The sequence below is a fragment of the Temperatibacter marinus genome (assembly GCF_031598375.1).
GTDB classification, from domain to species: Bacteria; Pseudomonadota; Alphaproteobacteria; order Sphingomonadales; family Kordiimonadaceae; genus Temperatibacter; species Temperatibacter marinus.
This window is the reverse complement of sequence record NZ_CP123872.1, coordinates 1,694,049-1,711,870: the sequence shown is the minus strand read 5'-3', so window position 1 is coordinate 1,711,870 and position 17,822 is coordinate 1,694,049. Positions and strand designations below refer to the sequence as shown.

Here is a 17,822-nt window from a genome sequence, read left to right as displayed (position 1 = left end):
AACCTAAATAATCACTCAAAACTCTCATAAAGGAATTCTATTACGAGATGATTACAATAGGATTAACAAGTATGGCGGGCATTTTAATCGTGTAAATACCCTATTTTATACAAATGTCGTGATTACTGAACTCGACTCTCGGTCTGTCACCAGACGGTTCACCTCAGCCTCTGGATTGCGATAGCCAACTGACATACCGCTGACCAACATAAGATGTTCAGGGGCACCAACAAAACGAGACACTAAGTCGGGAAACTGCGACCATGCCCCTTGTGCACAACTATCAAGCCCTGCTTCTCTTAGAAGTAACATGATGGTTTGCATATAAATCCCTACGTCATTCCACTGAATATATTCCATCTGTTTATCGATATAAAACATCAGCCCTACAGGTGCACCAAAGAAGTCAAAGTTACGACGAAATTGCTCTAGCCTTTTCATTCTATCACCGCGTTCAATACCCAATTTAGCATATAAATCCATCCCGCATTTATAGCGGTTAGTCTTATAGGGTTCCTTTAAATTCACGGGATAAGCAAGATGTGCTGGCCGTTGCTGACTGGGATTGGCACCCTCAAACATAATGTCCACCTCTTTTCGGAAGGCTTTCATCGACTCGTCTTTAATCACATAAAGACGCCAGGGCTGTAAATTGCCCCCTGAAGGAGCCCTGCCAGCCTTTTCTAGAATCTCTTGCAATAAGAGCGTGTCGACTTCCTTATCTAAAAAATCACGCACAGAAAGGCGACTAAGCACAGCTTCAGAAACATTCATAAATATTTTCCTTTATTCGAAATGAAAAACCCAACATTTATCCATAACAACTGTGCCATCAGCAAGAGTGAAAGGGATATCAGCTTCAGGCTGAAAGCCGGCCTTTTCTAAAACACGACCTGATGACGGATTGTCGGCTGCATGGCAGCCATACAGCGGATGATTAAACCCTAACTCTCTGAGGTTCTTAAGACAGAGAACAAGGGCTCTTGAAGCAACTCCCTTGCCCCAGAATTCTTGCCCAATAAAATAGCCAACTTCAAATCGGTCTTCACCGTCTCTTGGAAATTGCCCGATCATGCCTGCAATGATCCCGTCCACAAAGATTGTGTAATTTGCTTGCTCTACTGTTTGCCCCTTAGCGAGAGCATCACTAGTTTTCGTATCAAACGTTCTTCTATCTAAGGGATATTCTCCCGGTATCCACGCCAGAACATCTGAATCGTTTTTCTGATTGTAAAGGTCTTCAAAATGACAGTGAGCGAGATCTCTTAATTCAATTTTCATAGGATTAATCCTCTACAGCCATAGCAGCAGCGGTTCCTGCACCATCTTGAACCGAATATTGCTGGGCCTTCAAGGCATCCTCTAGAGCTGTGAGACATGTCATCACATGCCGCTCAGTTGCAGAAGAGCCCATCAACCCAATCCGCCAGACTTTTCCTGCTAGAGCGCCGAGACCTGCGCCAATCTCGAGATCATACTTTTGTAAAACATACTGGCGCACAGCGGCTTCATCAATTCCATCAGGTATAGAAACTGTATTCAGTTGCGATAATCTATGGCTTTCATCCACAATCAAGCCGAGTCCCAAAGATTCAAGGCCTGCTTTTAATTTTTGATGCATAGCATGATGGCGCATCTGAGCTTCTTCAAGCCCCTCTTCTTGAAGCATCACAAGTCCTTCATGAAGTGCATACATGGCATTCACAGGCGCCGTATGATGATAGGTCCGCGCACCACCGCCGCTATTGTCCCAGTATGCCATCACTAAGGAAAGATCTAAAAACCAGCTTTGAACGCTGCTCTGACGCTGCTTGATTTTATCTGCTGCTCTCTCTGAGAAGGTGACAGGTGAAATTCCTGGAGGACATGACAAACATTTCTGTGTTCCGGAATAGGCTGCGTCAATGCCCCATTCATCAACTTTTAGCTCGCTTCCGCCTAAGCTGGTAACGCAGTCAACTATTGTTAAACAATCATGAGCCTGAGCCAGGTCGCAAAGCTCTTTTGCTGGCGCAGACACACCTGTTGATGTCTCCGCGTGAACAAAGGCCAATATTTTTGCTGATGCATGTGTTTCAAGAGCCGCTCTAACACTTTCCAATTCAATTGGTTGTCCCCATTCAAAAGCGACCAACACTGCATGACCGCCAGCTCTTTCCACATTTTCTTTCATCCGGCCACCAAACGCGCCGTGCTGGATAACAATGACTGTATCTCCAGGTTCTACCAGGTTCACAAAACAGCATTCCATACCTGCCGAGCCTGGTGCACTCACAGGAAACGTCAAGGCATTCTCTGTCTGAAATGCATAGCGAAGCCCTGCCTTTATCTCTTCCATCATAGTCTGAAATGCCGGGTCTAGATGGCCAACTGTTGGTCTGGCCATTGCCGCAAGGACACGAGGATGAATATCGCTTGGCCCAGGCCCCATTAAGAGACGTTGTGGTGGGTTAAATGATGTGAGCTTCTGATTTGACATGGGGACCTCCTATACACTGAGAGTCAATTTATCGCAGCGCACAAAAAAAGCAAGCCGGGATTCCCGGCTTGCTAAGATCTGACAATAGATCAGACATTTATTTTCGGTAAGCAGGGTTCGCCACTAACTCTTTATAGCGATCGCGTAATTTAGTTTGACGTGAAGTTAAACTAACTTGCTCGCCCCGAATGAGAATGGCATCAGGGCTTGTCATCACTTCAAGAGGATCACCGTTCCAGACAACAACGTCCGCATCCATACCTGCGGAAAGTGTCCCATAACGATCAGAGATACCGTAAACTTCTGCTGGATAAACAGTCATACCTTTCATGGCTTCTTCCCATGACATGCCGTTGGCAACGGCATTCCCCGCATGCTGAGGCATTAAGCGGAAATTATCTCCGCCGTTCCCAGTAAACATAACTTTAACACCCGCTTTTGAAAGGCGAGCACCGTTTTTCAGTGTCGCACCGAGACGCTCAAAGCTGCTCGGTAAGTTATCATGCACGCGAATAACAACACTCACGTCGGCTTTAACCAGTTGATCCGCAACGCGCCATGCTTCTGATGCGCCATATATAACCATTTTCTTAAGGTCAAACATCTTCTTGATCTTGAGGGCACGAAGAATATCGTGTTTTTCATGAGCTTGAACAACAAGGGTTGTCTCCCCTTTTAAAACACCGTGCAGAGCTTTGGTGTTTGCATCAGCTTTCTTGGGAGCAGCTGCTTTAGCCCCTTTTTTCTTTTTCTTCTTCTTTCTTTTCTTATCGGCTTTCATCTCTTCTTTTGGAAGAGACTTTTGAGCTTTCGATAATGTATCCACGACTGTCTGCCAAAGTGCCGCGCGACTGCCTCCCGTGCTGCCAGCAGTACGGCCTGTAACATTCAGACGAATATAGGCTTTTGAGCGAGACACCAAGTCATCCCCATTCAAGTGAATAACAGCGCCTTGTCCAGAAAATGGATACGCTGATGTAAAGCCTGTCACGGCTCTTGTTAACCCTTCAACACGGGCGATAGGAATGCGTACATTATCTGGATTTAGTGCCCAAGTGACATCAAGTCCTGTTGTGATCTTACCCTTCGAGAAGCTGGCATCATTATTGTCCGCCCAAGACGGCACATAATTGAGACCCAACGTTGTGGCTGGGTTCATCAAGCCTGGTGTAACGATTTTACCCTTCGCATCAATGACACGGTATCCCTCAGGGACTGCACCACCGGCAGTGACAGATACAATTTTGCCGTCCTTGATCAATACTGTCGCATTTTCTACGATGCCGTCTGATCCCATTGTATGAGTTTTACCGCCAACAACAGCTATATCTTCGGCACTTAGTGATCCTGCAGGTCCTGCAAGAATTCCAGAAACAGCGAGTGTGGCTGCTACGATTGATTTTACTAATTTCATCTGTCGTCTCCCTACTTACTGCTCTCTTCGCCAACAGTCCCTAATTCAAAGTCTGCAATTGGCTGTTTCGATTTATCATTAATATCCCATGTTACGGCGCCATCAACAAAAGTCATATCTGCAACGGCATAGACACTAAACGGATTCTTTGACCACAGAACAACATCTGCGTTTTTCCCTGTTTCAAGCGTCCCGGTAACCTTATCAATACCCAATGATTTAGCGGGATTGAGCGACAACCATGTCCAAGCTTCAGCTTTGGTAATCTTCACACCAACTTTGTGAGCGTCTGCTAAAGACTTAGCTGCTTCTTGATTAAGACGCTGAATACCGAGATCATCATCTGAATGAACAATGGCACAGGCACCCGCCTTATGCACAAATGGGATATTCTCGCGGATGCTATCAAAAGCCTCCATTTTGAACATCCCCCAGTCTGCCCACATGGCAGAGCAGGTTCCCGCTTCTTTCAAACGATCAGCAATTTTGTAACTCTCTACAGCATGGTGGAAAGTACCAATTTTGAAACCGAACTCTTTTGCTACATCAAGCATACTACCCATATCATCCGCACGGTAACAATGGTTATGCACCAAAATATCACCTTCAATGATTGACTTTAACGTATCCATTTTCAAGTCACGCGCTGGAGCAGGAACATTTTTACCGGCTTTCGTATCAGCCTCATATTGATCCCATTCTGCTTTATAATGCGTTGCATCAGCAAAAGCTTGGCGGAAACCAGCAATGTTACCCATGCGTGTGTACGGACGTTTACTCACAGGATTATTACCGCGCCCATACACCCGTTTAGGGTTTTCGCCACATGCAAACTTAACCCCGTGCGGTGCGCCAGGGAATTTCATATCCTGATGCATGCGACCATAGACATTCTTCAAAGTAACCGTCCGGCCCCCTATCAAATTTGCTGATCCCGGGAGAATTTGTAGGGCTGTAATACCGCCTGCTGCTGCTGCTGCAAAGCCTGCATCCTGCGGCCAGATACCATGTTCGGCCCACACATCGGCTGTAACCGGCTCCCCAATTTCATTGCCATCAGAGTGAGACCCAGTACTTGGACTTGGATAGACACCAAGATGAGAATGCACATCGATAATACCTGGCGTCAACCAGCGATCCTTACCATCTATGGTAACATCATAAGCCACTGCTGGCCCTTTGCCAGACCCCACATAAAAGATCTTACCATTGCGCAAGCCAACATTCACATTCAGTTGCTCGCCGCCTTTTCCATCATAGACATTCACATTTGTTATGAATGTGGTTTTGCTTGCCATTGGCTTATAGGTGGATTTCCACGCTCCTTTATCACCAGCTTGCACTGCGGTAACCTGCCCTGCGCCTAGCGCTAGAGCAACAGCCATCACAGGCTTTAATGCGAAACGGCCCATCCGTTTGCCGAATGTTAACTGTTTTTTCATTGATAGTCCCCTCTGAGAATATGGTGAGAGCAGAGCCTTACATGTCCACTCTTCACAGTCATGTACAGACTGACAAAATAAGTCATTTCGTCAAGAAAAAAAGGGCCATAAACAGCCCTTTTTAATAAAATTAATGTTATATAATAACACTTTAATGGACGCCGTGCATCCATTTCTTCATCATAGGTGTTAGGATAAAGAGGATAATACCAATACCAATCGCAACCATGCCAATCGAATTAAAGAGGTCAATAGTTGCTCCCACATCAAGCTGAGCGGAGTTTGCACCGTGACTACTTGTTCCTGTTAAACTTGAAAGGAATCCGGCGACAAAATTCGCAAAGGCCGTGAAGAGGAACCACATTCCCATCATCATTCCCACAAGACGGGCCACAGAAAGCTTAGTGATCATCGAGAGGCCTACAGGGCTAAGACATAGCTCTGCCATCGTCATAAACAGATAAATCACAAAGAGCCAGAAGAAGCTTTTGCCAGGACCATCGGTAAGACCGAGGCCATAAGAGAAGAGGATATATCCAATGCCCACTAAACACATAGCAATACCGAATTTAGCTGGTGTAGAAGGTTCAAGCCCCTTCTGTGACAACTTCAACCAGAACCAAGCGAACAGCGGCGCAAGAATAACAATAAACAGAGGGTTCATGGTTTGAACCTGTGCAGCAGTCACCTCTAAAAGGCCAAGATCTCTATTAAACTGCTGATCAGCCAGCAAAGTCAAACTTGACCCTTGCTGCTCAAAAAGTGCCCAAAAAACGGTCTGGAAGACGATTAAAATTGTGGCAACTATCAACCGCTCACGCTCAATTTGCGTACACTTTGTAAACCCATAGACCATGACGACCATGACCATAAGCACACCGGATGCACCAAGAAGGGAACCAACCATTTTTTGATTTTGCACAAGCCACCACATCACAAGAACAGCAACGACGCCCCCAAGATAGATAATCACTTCTGTACTCAAACCTGCAAAAACAGGCTTCTTTAATGCCTCTGGATCTGGCGGATCAGCGCGGCCTTCAAGAAGATGTTGATATTTCCAGAAAACGAGGAGCCCAAGAAGCATCCCAATACCGGCCAAACCAAAGCCGTAACCCCATCCATATATTTCTCCAATACCAGCAACGAAGAAAGTTGCAAGCAAAGACCCTAAGTTAATGCCCATATAAAAAATAGAGAAACCACCATCGCGACGTGGGTCATTCGGTCCGTATAGGGCCCCGACAATTGTTGAGATATTCGCTTTCAAGAAGCCGACACCAGTAATAATTAAAGCAAGAGAAAGGAAGAAGATAGAAACATGCATTTCCGATCGTTCCACCATATCGCCGTTCAACACAGCTTGCGGCCCCTCAAAGGCAAGTGAAAGATGTCCGAGCACCAGCAACAGTGCTCCATATGTTACGGCCTTCCTACTGCCGAGATATTTATCAGCTAGATACCCCCCCAGCACCGGCAGCATATACACCAGACCTGTATAGGCACCATAAATTAAGCTAGCTTCCCCAGCTGAAAAAAGAAAATGCTTTGTTAGGAACAGGATGAGAAGTGCACGCATCCCATAGTATGAAAATCGTTCCCACATCTCTGTTAAAAAGCAGACAGTCAGTCCAATTGGATGCCCAAGAAACTCCCGTTCCTGAGATCCAGTTTTGTCGATGGCTTGTTCAGTCATGACGATCCTTTATGTTAATTTCTGCAATATGTGCGGCTAAAACCGCGGCGCCCCCCGCGCCTCTCTCGAATCCTAAGTCATCTTAGTGATTCTGAAAGTGGTCAGAATGCACATTCCTAGTCTATAGGACAAGTAAAAATCTTTGACAGGCTTCTATCCAAGGCGTTCGACATTGTGTTTGGCCGGTATTAGGAGGACAGCTCGTGTCCCCTTGTTTTGCTGACTAAAAAACTGGATATCCCCGTCAATTTTTTCAGCAAGCTCAAGACAAACTTGCAGGCCTACCCCCGTGCCTTTATATTTTTCTTGGTCTGCCACACTGCGAAGTTTAAACGTGGCATTTAAGAACGACTTCAATTCATTTTCCGACATGCCACACCCAGTATCCCAGACTTCAAGAGCAATAGCATTCTTGCGTTTTCTGCATGTAACAAGTATTTTTCCATCCTGTGTATATTTTGTGGCATTACTAATAAAGTTTCCAATAATCCGCATCAGAACCACTCGATCTGTCTTCAAAACGACATCAGCCCCTTTAAAAGATAACTGATTATTATTTTCCCTTACAATTTGCTTGTAAATCAAATTCAAGGCATCAAATGTACTTCGGGCATCAAATTCTTCGGGTTGAACTTCCAAGGCGATCGACCGTCTATCCCCCGCATTCATAGCATTCCGAAGAATATCCATTAGGATTAGCGAGCTGTCTTTCATCGCTTGCCCGATCACTTTTACTTTCTCTAAGTTTTTGTCTCGTATAAGAATGTCTGAATAATTTCTTATGGCCGCAAGCATTTGCTGACTATCATGACCAACCGATAGGATTAGCTTCCCAGTCTCAATCGCTGATTGATTTGCAAGCTCACGCTCTGTCAACAATTTTTGTTCGCGGCGAATTAATTCTAAACTTTGCACACTTAATTTCTCGCGTTCATTATAAAGAGTTTTAATACGGATAGCCAAAGCAAGCGAAACAAGTACGGCTTCTATTAATACCGCATACCCAAATTCTATTGCAGGGGACACACCTGCATCAGGTAAAATGCTATTGGCGCGCAGGCCAATGATCATGATATTGCCAACCAAAACCACCCAAGCTGTCAAAATTAGATAACTCGCAATTTTATTCAATGTTGTTTTCTGCCGTTTCCAAAATGAAAAATAAACCGCAGCCCCAAGCACCACAAAAAAGCTCGGATAGGCAAAAATATAAGCATAATAATTCAGCACGACAGGAGCAATGAAATCACCAAACATGGTCAATATTTTAGCAACACACCAAAGCCCCATGGCCCAGACGAAAAATCTCAACACTCTATCCAAAAGAAGAGCTTTCTTTCTCGTCTCAAAATAGTAGCGGTTAAACTGCACAATCATCATGGTTGCCAAGACTGAGAGCAATCCCGCACCTAAATGGTCAAAAGGCCCGTCGCCCCATAAATTTGCTGTCGTCCAACCAATGTGATGAAGAAGGTAGCCAAGGGAGGCAAGTTCTATTAAGACGTAGAAAGAAAAAACCTGCATGCGAGTGAAAACAAACATTAAGGCATTGAAGGCGATCAAAGAGATAATGGCCGCTATGATCGCACTCAGTATCGCCTTCTCTTTACCCTGACGATATGCAAATTCGTTTTCGTATTGAATTTCCACAGGAAAGGACATGGCATTGTGGGCCTTGACCTTGAAATAGAAATCAACCTTCTCACCGGCACCAAGACTAAAAGGCGTGGCTATCGTGCCGTATTTTTTAAGGATTGCAACTGTTGCCCCCTTCGTATTGGTATCAAACAGAATGCTTTTTTCTGGGTTAGTTGTTTTATAAATCACAAGTTCAGCAAGACGAACGTTGTGAGTTAAAAGCATATAATCTTCAGCACGGGCTTCACAGTTTTCAAGGGATAAATGGAACCAAAAAACATCATTGGTCGTGCCAAAATGAATGGCATCGCGATCCATAGGCCTTAAAGCAACTGTGCCAGACAAAACATCCTCAAAGGAGGGGGCAGCCCTTTTTGATCGTGAATAAGTGATAAACTCATTGAGTGGCTTCACAGAGTTTTTATAACAATATAAATCAGGGTCTCTGACACCTTCTGCAAACGCGGAAGAATAAGTTCCTCCCAAAGAGTAAATCATCCATACGCATAATACAACAAACCTAGCCACACACTCACCTCTCGAGCATTATCATTCCCATTTCAGATTAAAGACCTAGTCCACTCTTTAACCTATGACAAGAAAATCAAAGCTTATCGGTGTATTTTTCATTTCAAAATAGGAATTTCAATCCGTTAAAAGGCATAGCCTACTGATAATACGACAGATCTTCCCTGAGCGAGGGTTTCTAGCCCCGTTGCAGACACGGCAGAAATGACTTTGCTATCAAAGATGTTATGAGCAGTAAGATGCAGATGAACTGCGTCGTTCACTTCATAGGTTGCCCCAAGATTGAAGGTTAAAACGTCAGCAAGACTGCGTGCATTCATGTCATCATCAAACATCGCGCCGGAATACCGGCCTTCTGCACTAATAATGCCTTTACTAAAATCATATTCCGTTGAGAGTGTCACAGAATGTTTGGGCGTCTGAATGGATCGCTTGCCAACCAAATCAGGGTTGTTATCAAAGGCTGTAATTTCATTATCAGCAAAGAGATAATCCAGCGCAAAACGCCAACTACCCTGCGTTGCACTTACATTCATTTCGATGCCTTTAGTGACCATTTCATCAATATTCGAGCGTTGTCTTAGCACACCTCCCGAAGGGACAAATCCCCCTAAAGGATAAAATCCAGGTCCAAAACCTATGGTTATGTTGCCAACCCCATCCTTCAATAAAGCCGTATAAAAATTCAAGCCAAATGACACATTTCCAGTGTAACGCAAACCTGCTTCCAGGGTATATAGTTTTTCAGGTTTTAGGGCTCCATTGGCCTCTGTAATATCATTACCTACCCGAAATGGTCTATAATACTCATTTAGCGTAGGTAAGCGCCATGACTTATTGGCACCGAAGGTTACTTGCCAATTTCTTCCATAAGTAGCTGAGATACCGCCGCTAAAGATTGTATCACTGATCTGATCATAATTTTCATCTCTCACAGAACTATTATCGGATACATTAAATTCATACCGGCCACCGTTGAACACTTTATAGCTATCCATACGGCCCGTCACCATTATCATGTATTTTTCTTCTTCAAAATGCAGTCGTGAATAGCCCCCCAACAAGAGTTGGTCTCCGCCTGCACGACGCTCGCGTGTAAAGCCGGCACCCAAATTTCTAAAATTTTCATTGGTTTCACCACTGAGGCGCTGATAATCGGCGCCGAATTCAAGAGGCCCAGACACATAACGAAAGAAGCCACCAAGTCCCCACGCAGGCATATCATATTGATCGAGAGCAATGCGCTCGATCGAGCGGCTTTCATCTCTTACAGATCCAAAACTGTTCACCAAGTCACGCTTTTTATACCACTGGATATATTCAAGCGTATCTCCTCCAAATTCAAATGCGCCCCTCATAGATAAATCATGAGCCTGTGTGCTATTGGTCGAAGTTGATATGCCATTCACTCTCTCTTCCTCGAAATAGCGATATGTAAGCCCCACCTCGCCCATTTCTAGCTTTTGCCCTAGGCTGAGCGAGACATGCTTATTTTCAAATGCTGTCTTGATATCCACTCCCCCTCTTTGACTTTCATCGAGCAAATATCTGCCGTCGCCTTTATGCCAACCAGCCGATAGCTGTAGACGATCTCCTTTGCCATAAGCGAGGGAGAGCGCCTGCCTGCCTTGTGAACCGAAGGAAGCAGAGAGGTGTCCGCCATCAAGAGACCTGCTATTCAACCTTACTTGGCCTGAGAGACCAGAAGAAGCAAATTGCCCGACACTTCCTCCTTTTACGACGGCAACAGAGGCTATTTGAGCCGGATTATAAGCTGACCAATATAACCATCCCCCGAATGGGTCATTAAGCGGCATACCGTCAAGGGTCACAAGAACTCGACCCGCAGCATTAGCCCCAATACCCCTAAGGGATAGCCCTTGCGTAGTGGGATGAGCTGTAAAACTATCTGCACGGCGGAAAAGCTTCAATCCTGCTATCTGGGAAAGATGTTGGTCAAGCGCCGCTCCCTTCATCTGATCCACACGCACATCCACACGAGTAGCAACCGTCTTTAGGTCAAAAACGCGGCCGATAACCTGAATCTCCTTAAGATCCGAAACTTCTGCATCTGTTTGAGACTGGACGGGGGCATTAACGCTTAAGAGACTGACGGTACTGAGTAACATCAGCACCGTTGATTTTTGAGGCTTTGTTGTCAAAGTTTTGTCGAATATACGTGAGAAGATCTGCAATTTCTTTATCCTTTAAGTGCTGGAAACCAGCCATTAAATTCATACTCTCCCCGGGAGCATATTTCGACTCAGAGCCAAAGAAAAGCATGTCTATTAATATATTTTTTTCCCCATTCACGATGGGAGAGTTTATCAATTCAGGTTGCATCATGGGAACACCGCCTCCGTCTTCCATATGGCAGACGGAACAATGCTCTCTATATGTTTTTTTACCATCTGCCACTGCCGGTAAAGCAGCGACAATACCTGTTATTATGAGGATGCAAATTTTATTCATGACTTACTTTCCATATGCGACCACCACTCATCAAACTGGTAACATATAAACTGCCGTCTATGCCTTCAGCAAGCCCCATGGGACGATGCTTAGCATTTCGACTAGAGGATACTTGGTTTACTGCTTCACCTGTTCCAGATGGGTTAGCAAATCCATCTGCAAAAGTAATCCACTGGCCTTGTACATCCCCCTTTGCAGAAAGCGGCACAAAAACAATCCGGTACCCCCGCTGCGCCGACCCTCTATTCCAGGATCCATGAAAAGCGATCAGAGCACCAGTAGGAAGGCCCGATTTCTCAGAAGGGAATAAAATATCATTAGGCGCCCAATGCCCAGGAAACCCGACAATAGGCTTTTTAGCATCAGTCACAACTTCTTTCCCTGTTCCGCCGTATTCAGGGTTTTTGATGCGCGCCCCCTTCCGGTGATCATAATAGCTATAAGGCCAGCCTAGATTATCGCCTTTCTTCACTCTATGGAATTCTTCAGAGGGTAATTCAGCGCTTTCCTCACGAGAATAAAGATCTGGAAAAAAGCTAAAAAGCTGATCACGCCCATGATTAACCAAGTATAAATCATCGGCCTTCATGTTCCATTCCAACGCGACCGCATTGCGGTGACCCGTAGAATAAAGCATACCGTCCTGTTGTGTCTGATTCAATTTATCAGCATCAAATTTCCAAACGCCCCCGTAGCTTTCTAGAATTTTACAAGGCATTTGCCCCGGAGACCCCTTCGTGCGACTTTTTTCCATACAGTTATTAGAAGGCACGCCGAAATTAATATAAAGACCACCTTTACCATCAAGGGTCAGGGATTTTGCATCATGTTGTCTGTTGAGTGAGAAGCCATCGACGATCACCTCGCCTTTATCTTTCACTTCTCCGTCTACTAAAGTGTAGCGAATAACCCGTTGATCAGCACCGTAATAAAGCTTGTCTCCGTCCAGAGCCAACCCTGTTCCATAGAGGCCCTCAGCAAAATATATTTTTTTGTCTGCCTTACCGTCTCCATCTGTATCTTTAAGGGCGATCATGCCTTTTCCTTCTTGCGGACGAGCAAGCGAGGCATAGATCCATCCACTTTCATGGGCAACAATATGCCGAACCCGGCCCACTTCATCAGCAAAAACTTGAGCAGTAAACCCCTTGGCCAGACGCATTCCTGCCTCTGGTACGGCCTTAGAGAGGTCTACGCCCTTCATGGCATAATCATGAGCGCTCAAACTTGTAGCGGCAGTGACAATAGCAGCAACAGCAAAAAGTTTTTTCATTGTTCTCTTCCCCTAATGACTAAAAGTTCCTATGTAATATGCGACTTATCATTCAACTGGCAAGAGATAGTTATGTCTTTCAACAAAGCAAATCCTGAAACTATAGAATTATTACTCAACCGTCGTTCTGTAAAAACGAAAGACATGACAGGCCCTGGCCCTTCAATAGATGAGCTTGAGATCATCCTTACAGCAGCTGCCCGTGTCCCCGATCACGGCAAGTTAGCGCCGTGGCGCTATATTGCCCTTTTGGAAGATGATCGCAAGAAATTGGGGGATATCATTGCACATGCTCTTGAAGTTGAAAAAGATGTCAGCGATTCTGTCAGGGAAAAAATGCGCGACTATGGCATGCAAGCCCCCATTTGCATCGTGGCAATCCATAGCTTATCCGACAAACGTCCGATTCCAGCCTGGGAGCAAGAACTCTCTACGGGTGCCTCAATAATGAATTTATTAGTTGCCACCCATGCTCTAGGCTATGTGGGTCAATGGTTAACAGGGTGGGCTGCTTTTAGCCCAACTGTGGCTTCAGGTTTAGGATTAAACGAGCAGGAGAAAGTAGCTGGATTTATCTTCCTTGGCAGCCAAGACCGGCAGCCAACAGAACGGCCCCGCCCCCTCCTTGATGAGATCGTCTCTTGGAAGATTTAGGAAAATACTATTCGCCTGACCCTCGCTATCTAACCTTAGGTGAGGGGTTTGGAGATTCAGTGCATGCTGCAACTTTCCCAAAGCATATTCTGAGATGGCGCAATGACAAGGCCGCGAAAACCATTGGCCTTGACCACCTTAGCAATGAAAAATGGATAAACTATTTCGGCAAATTCCATCCTCTTCCCAATAACCTTGAGCAGCCGCAGGCGCTCAGGTATCACGGCCACCAATTTCGTCATTACAATCCCGATCTTGGCGATGGGAGAGGATTTCTCTTTGCACAAATGCGTGATGAGAATGATCGCCTTCTAGATCTTGGCACAAAAGGAAGCGGTGTGACACCCTATAGCCGAGACGGTGATGGGCGTTTGACGTTAAAAGGCGGCGTCAGAGAAATTTTAGCTACAGAAATGCTTGAAGCTCTTGGTGTGAACACCAGCAAAAGTTTTAGCCTGATCGAGACAGGTGAAAGCCTCACTCGGGGAGACGAGCCCTCGCCAACCCGGTCAAGTGTCCTTGTTAGGCTGTCTCATTCACATCTTCGCATTGGAACCTTTCAACGGCTGGCCTATCTCAGCCAGCACACCCTGCTTGAAAAACTAATAGACTATAGTCTCGAGACTTACTTTGGTATTCAGCCTTCTCAAGATTCGGCACAGAATGCTTGCCTTCTTCTTGAAGCTGTTAGCAAAGCGACCGCTCAGTTAACGGCCTCGATTTTAGCCGCTGGCTTTGTCCACGGCGTTTTGAATACCGATAATATCAATATAACTGGTGAGAATTTTGACTATGGGCCATGGCGGTTCCTCCCTACACTTGACCCTGGCTTTACAGCAGCATATTTCGATCGCACGGGTCTCTATGCCTACGGCCGCCAGCCCCAAGCCATTCATTGGGACCTCTATCAACTGGGCGGTGCCTTTTCAGACATTGCTCCTCATGAAGATATAAAAGGTATCCTTGACGACTGGCAAACTCATTTGACACCCTTTATGCGACAAGCCTATCTCAAACGCTTAGGTCTGCAGGCCAAGAATGATAAAGAAGATGATGAGTTTTTGAATGAGTTCTTAGGGTGGATGGTCGCTTCTGAAGCCCCTTTTGATCAAGTCTTTTTTGATTGGCATGGCGGTGGAATTAGCGAGCAGCGAGCTTCAGATAGCCCTCTTTGTGCCCTATACTCAGAAGACGCCTTCTCTTCAATTAAGCAAGGATTAAACAATTATAGCCCCCATAAAAAAACGGCTCTAGACACGCCTTACTTTTCTCAAAAAGATGCCTGCTCTATGCTCATTGATGAAGTGGAATCGCTCTGGTCACACATTGATGAAAGAGATGATTGGGGTCCCTTCGAAAAGAAAATCAAGGCTATTCGATCCATGGGAGAGGCTCTCAAGTAAGTTTCAAGATTTGAAACTCTATGGAAATATTTTCTTGTCTATAAAAACATATGAAGAAACATTATATCTATCCTCAATTATTTAACACGGACATGAGGACAGCTCTAATGACACAAAAATCAAAATCCACTTTCTCAGCAAATACCACACCCATTGCCCAATTTCTTATTGGAAAACCAGCCAACACTACCCTTGCTCTATCTGCTGAAACAATGACACGCTTTATTGCAGGATTATTTCTAGTTCCCCACGGCGCACAAAAATTGTTTGGTTGGTTTGGCGGTGCCGGCTTGGAAGCCACAGGCCTATTTTTCGAAAATCAACTTGGTTTTTCAGAAGGTCTGACGATTGCCTTCAGTGTAGGTTTTATCGAATTTTTTGCGGGCATTGCTCTTGCCGTAGGGCTGTTCACACGCGTATCAGCATTAGGGGCAACAATTCTCTTACTTGTGGCATCGACCATACATTTAGATGCGGGTTTTTTCTGGACAAATGGTGGGTTTGAATATCCGATACTATGGGCTGCTGTGACCACCAGTTTTATCCTAAGAGGTGGCAATGACCAATCCATAGATACGTTGCTGCGTAGAAAGTTTACATAGAGAGCTCGGTGACCTCTTTGTTCAGCTTTACGAGACAAGTCTGCCATCTAACAAGTTTGTGATTTTTACAATGTGACAGGAATGGTGTATCGAGTGCTCAATTAATCGAGATATGGAGTTTAAAATGAAAAAAATACTATCGATTGTTTTGTTGATGGCCTTCTCAATGACAGCCTTGGCTAACGCTGCTGATGCACCGGATATGGTTGGACCAGAAGTTGGAAAAGAAATATCAGCCCTTATTAGCCTTAAAGATCAAACGGGTACTGAACAGTCTCTTAAATCCTTGCAAGGCAGCAAAGGAACTGTCCTTGTATTTTTCCGATCCGCTGACTGGTGCCCCTACTGCCAGATGCAACTGATCGATTTACAGTTACATGCAAATAAGCAAATTCAAGACAAAGGCTACTCACTGGCTGCGGTTAGTTACGACAGTGTGAAGACTTTAGATATGTTCACGAAAAAATGGTCCATTAACTTCCCACTACTTTCAGATACAGGCTCTAAAGTTATTGACGCATTAAAGCTTAAAAACCCTGAGTATAAAGGCAAAAGCCGTTTCTACGGTGTCCCTTACCCCATGGTTCTCGTGATTGATACTAACGGGATTGTAAAGGCGAAACTTTTTGAAAAAAGCTATCGCAAAAGACCCGCTGTCGAAGAAATTCTAAGCGCACTTTAAAATAAGAATCCAAACAAGAAAAGGCTCCCTCAGGAGCCTTTTTTATATTCTGCATAAAATTGGATGATTAGAGATCCGCTTTCAGTTGGGCATTGAAAGCTTTGACCGCAGCCTCCGGCCCTTCTGGATAGGACCAAACACCACTAGAAACGGCCACGAAATGCGCGCCGGCTTTCGCAAGTTGTTGACAATTATCGACTGTTATTCCGCCAATTGCCACGCTTGGAATTTCCGTAGCTTCATCCCACCCCGTTAAAATATCAAGTTCTGGACGGTAGTCACTGGCTTTTGTAGGACTATCAAAAAATGTGCCGAAGGCAACATAGTCTGCACCCTTATCACCTGCTTCAAAAGCAAGATGTCGACTATCATGGCATGTCACACCAATACTCTTGTCGTACCCCAATAACGTGCGAGCCTCTTCTACGCTTCCGTCTGATTGACCTAAATGAACACCGTCAGCATCCACTTGTTTTGCGAGCTCAGCAGAATCATTCAGAATGAAAGCAACATCATGACTGATACACACGGGACGAATTGCATTTGCCACTTGAATAAGATGATCCTCAGAAGCCTCTTTAAGCCGAAGTTGAAAACAAGCGACATCCCCCGAAGAGAATACACTATCTAAAGTAACGGCAAAGTCTTCAGCTGACTCTATTTGCGGCGGCGATAATAAATATAGTTGGCATGGGTCTATCTCTGACATCTTCATCTTCCAAATAAATTGATCATTCTCTTTTTATAACGAGCTAAAATGAAAAAGACCATCCTTCTCTTAAACTGTTTTAAATTTCTTGCCGTCTAAATTTGTAAAGGGTACTTGACATAAAAAGAAAGACACTCTATGTAAAGGATGCTTGACATGTAAAGTGCGCTTTACATGCTATATTCAAGTGACCGAGCAAAAAACGCCCGACAATCGACAGAAAGGAAAATAAAATGCATAAACTTCCACCGATTTCTAAAAAACATATGATCCGGTTTTTTATCTATATGGCCGCTTACGTCATCTCCATACTGATCATGGCCTCCTTAAAAAAGGATCTGCACAACGATCCTATCTTTGTAGGGCTTGTCGCCCTGCCCGCCATCTTCACATTTTTGGCACTCTATGAAAGTTATAAAGGCGTGATGGCAATGGATGAAATGCTGCGTCGTATCCATTTGGAAGGGGTTTTCATCAGTGCATGCTTCACAGCTGGACTGACTTTCACTTGGAGTTTATTTACTAATATAGGCTTGCCAGAATTTCCATCAATCATGGTACTCCCCCTCTTATTAGCCGGTTACGGCATTGGTTCAGGGCTGCGTTCACGCGCTTATAACTAGAGGCGAAAATTATGGAAAATATCATTAAGGATCTGAGAACCGAATTGAAGTGGACACAAAGCGATCTAGGCATCAAGCTAGGTGTGTCAAGACAAACGATTAACGCCCTAGAAAAAGGGAAATACGACCCCAGTTTGCCTTTAGCCTTTAAACTGGCTCGTGCCTTTGGTAAACCGATTGAAGAAATATTCAACGATCGAGACTAAC

At 44.8% G+C, this 17,822-nt stretch carries 17 protein-coding genes; 6 read left to right on the top strand and 11 right to left on the bottom strand.

Features of this window, described 5'->3' with window-relative positions; all coding sequences use genetic code 11:
• Window positions 1-105 precede the first annotated feature (105 nt).
• The 10 genes from QGN29_RS07635 to QGN29_RS07590 all read right to left on the bottom strand — a co-directional run bounded on the left by QGN29_RS07635 (window position 106) and on the right by QGN29_RS07590 (window position 12,942).
• The gene (locus QGN29_RS07635; RefSeq protein WP_310797256.1) at window positions 106-774 is read right to left on the bottom strand and encodes a nitroreductase; all 669 of its coding nucleotides are present in this window, start codon (window positions 772-774) and stop codon (window positions 106-108) included.
• 12 nt (window positions 775-786) lie between these two features.
• The gene (locus QGN29_RS07630; RefSeq protein ID WP_310797255.1) at window positions 787-1,281 is read right to left on the bottom strand and encodes a GNAT family N-acetyltransferase; all 495 of its coding nucleotides are present in this window, start codon (window positions 1,279-1,281) and stop codon (window positions 787-789) included.
• A 4-nt stretch (window positions 1,282-1,285) separates the two neighbouring features.
• Window positions 1,286-2,479 carry a pyridoxal-phosphate-dependent aminotransferase family protein gene (locus QGN29_RS07625; protein WP_310797254.1) on the bottom strand — a complete coding sequence of 398 codons (1,194 nt, stop codon included), beginning with the start codon at window positions 2,477-2,479 and terminating at the stop codon, window positions 1,286-1,288.
• A gap of 97 nt (window positions 2,480-2,576) precedes the next feature.
• Window positions 2,577-3,893 carry an amidohydrolase family protein gene (locus QGN29_RS07620; protein ID WP_310797253.1) on the bottom strand — a complete coding sequence of 439 codons (1,317 nt, stop codon included), beginning with the start codon at window positions 3,891-3,893 and terminating at the stop codon, window positions 2,577-2,579.
• A gap of 11 nt (window positions 3,894-3,904) precedes the next feature.
• Window positions 3,905-5,335: an amidohydrolase family protein gene (locus QGN29_RS07615; RefSeq protein WP_310797252.1), complete on the bottom strand. Its 1,431-nt coding sequence runs from the start codon at window positions 5,333-5,335 to the stop codon at window positions 3,905-3,907.
• Window positions 5,336-5,486: 151 nt separating this feature from the next.
• Window positions 5,487-7,031: a peptide MFS transporter gene (locus tag QGN29_RS07610; RefSeq protein ID WP_310797251.1), complete on the bottom strand. Its 1,545-nt coding sequence runs from the start codon at window positions 7,029-7,031 to the stop codon at window positions 5,487-5,489.
• A 153-nt stretch (window positions 7,032-7,184) separates the two neighbouring features.
• Complete coding sequence (locus QGN29_RS07605; protein ID WP_310797250.1) at window positions 7,185-9,197, bottom strand: sensor histidine kinase; 2,013 nt, start codon at window positions 9,195-9,197, stop codon at window positions 7,185-7,187.
• 125 nt (window positions 9,198-9,322) lie between these two features.
• Window positions 9,323-11,326, bottom strand: coding sequence for a TonB-dependent receptor (locus tag QGN29_RS07600; protein WP_310797249.1), 2,004 nt, complete (start codon window positions 11,324-11,326; stop codon window positions 9,323-9,325).
• Window positions 11,292-11,669, bottom strand: coding sequence for a c-type cytochrome (locus tag QGN29_RS07595; RefSeq protein WP_310797248.1), 378 nt, complete (start codon window positions 11,667-11,669; stop codon window positions 11,292-11,294). Before QGN29_RS07595 ends, QGN29_RS07600 begins: the two co-directional genes overlap by 35 nt.
• Window positions 11,662-12,942: a PQQ-dependent sugar dehydrogenase gene (locus QGN29_RS07590; protein ID WP_310797247.1), complete on the bottom strand. Its 1,281-nt coding sequence runs from the start codon at window positions 12,940-12,942 to the stop codon at window positions 11,662-11,664. The genes QGN29_RS07595 and QGN29_RS07590 overlap by 8 nt, the downstream gene beginning before the upstream one ends.
• A gap of 72 nt (window positions 12,943-13,014) precedes the next feature.
• On the opposite strand from QGN29_RS07590, the gene QGN29_RS07585 reads away from it, so the two are divergent.
• The 4 genes from QGN29_RS07585 (at window position 13,015) to QGN29_RS07570 (ending at window position 16,283) form a co-directional block, all read left to right on the top strand.
• On the top strand, window positions 13,015-13,596 hold the full coding sequence (locus tag QGN29_RS07585) for a nitroreductase family protein (protein ID WP_310797246.1): 582 nt from the start codon (window positions 13,015-13,017) through the stop codon (window positions 13,594-13,596).
• Window positions 13,584-14,999: a protein adenylyltransferase SelO family protein gene (locus QGN29_RS07580; protein WP_310797245.1), complete on the top strand. Its 1,416-nt coding sequence runs from the start codon at window positions 13,584-13,586 to the stop codon at window positions 14,997-14,999. Before QGN29_RS07585 ends, QGN29_RS07580 begins: the two co-directional genes overlap by 13 nt.
• Before the next feature lie 107 nt (window positions 15,000-15,106).
• On the top strand, window positions 15,107-15,601 hold the full coding sequence (locus QGN29_RS07575) for a DoxX family protein (protein ID WP_310797244.1): 495 nt from the start codon (window positions 15,107-15,109) through the stop codon (window positions 15,599-15,601).
• Window positions 15,602-15,725: 124 nt separating this feature from the next.
• Window positions 15,726-16,283, top strand: coding sequence for a peroxiredoxin family protein (locus QGN29_RS07570; protein ID WP_310797243.1), 558 nt, complete (start codon window positions 15,726-15,728; stop codon window positions 16,281-16,283).
• Between the two features lie 67 nt (window positions 16,284-16,350).
• On the opposite strand, the gene thiE is transcribed toward QGN29_RS07570, so the two are convergent.
• Window positions 16,351-16,992, bottom strand: coding sequence for a thiamine phosphate synthase (thiE, locus tag QGN29_RS07565; RefSeq protein ID WP_310797242.1), 642 nt, complete (start codon window positions 16,990-16,992; stop codon window positions 16,351-16,353).
• Between the two features lie 233 nt (window positions 16,993-17,225).
• On the opposite strand from thiE, the gene QGN29_RS07560 reads away from it, so the two are divergent.
• Entirely contained in the window at window positions 17,226-17,615 is a 390-nt protein-coding gene (locus QGN29_RS07560; RefSeq protein ID WP_310797241.1) for a hypothetical protein, read from the top strand.
• A gap of 11 nt (window positions 17,616-17,626) precedes the next feature.
• Window positions 17,627-17,821 carry a helix-turn-helix transcriptional regulator gene (locus QGN29_RS07555; RefSeq protein ID WP_310797240.1) on the top strand — a complete coding sequence of 65 codons (195 nt, stop codon included), beginning with the start codon at window positions 17,627-17,629 and terminating at the stop codon, window positions 17,819-17,821.
• Window position 17,822 lies beyond the last annotated feature (1 nt).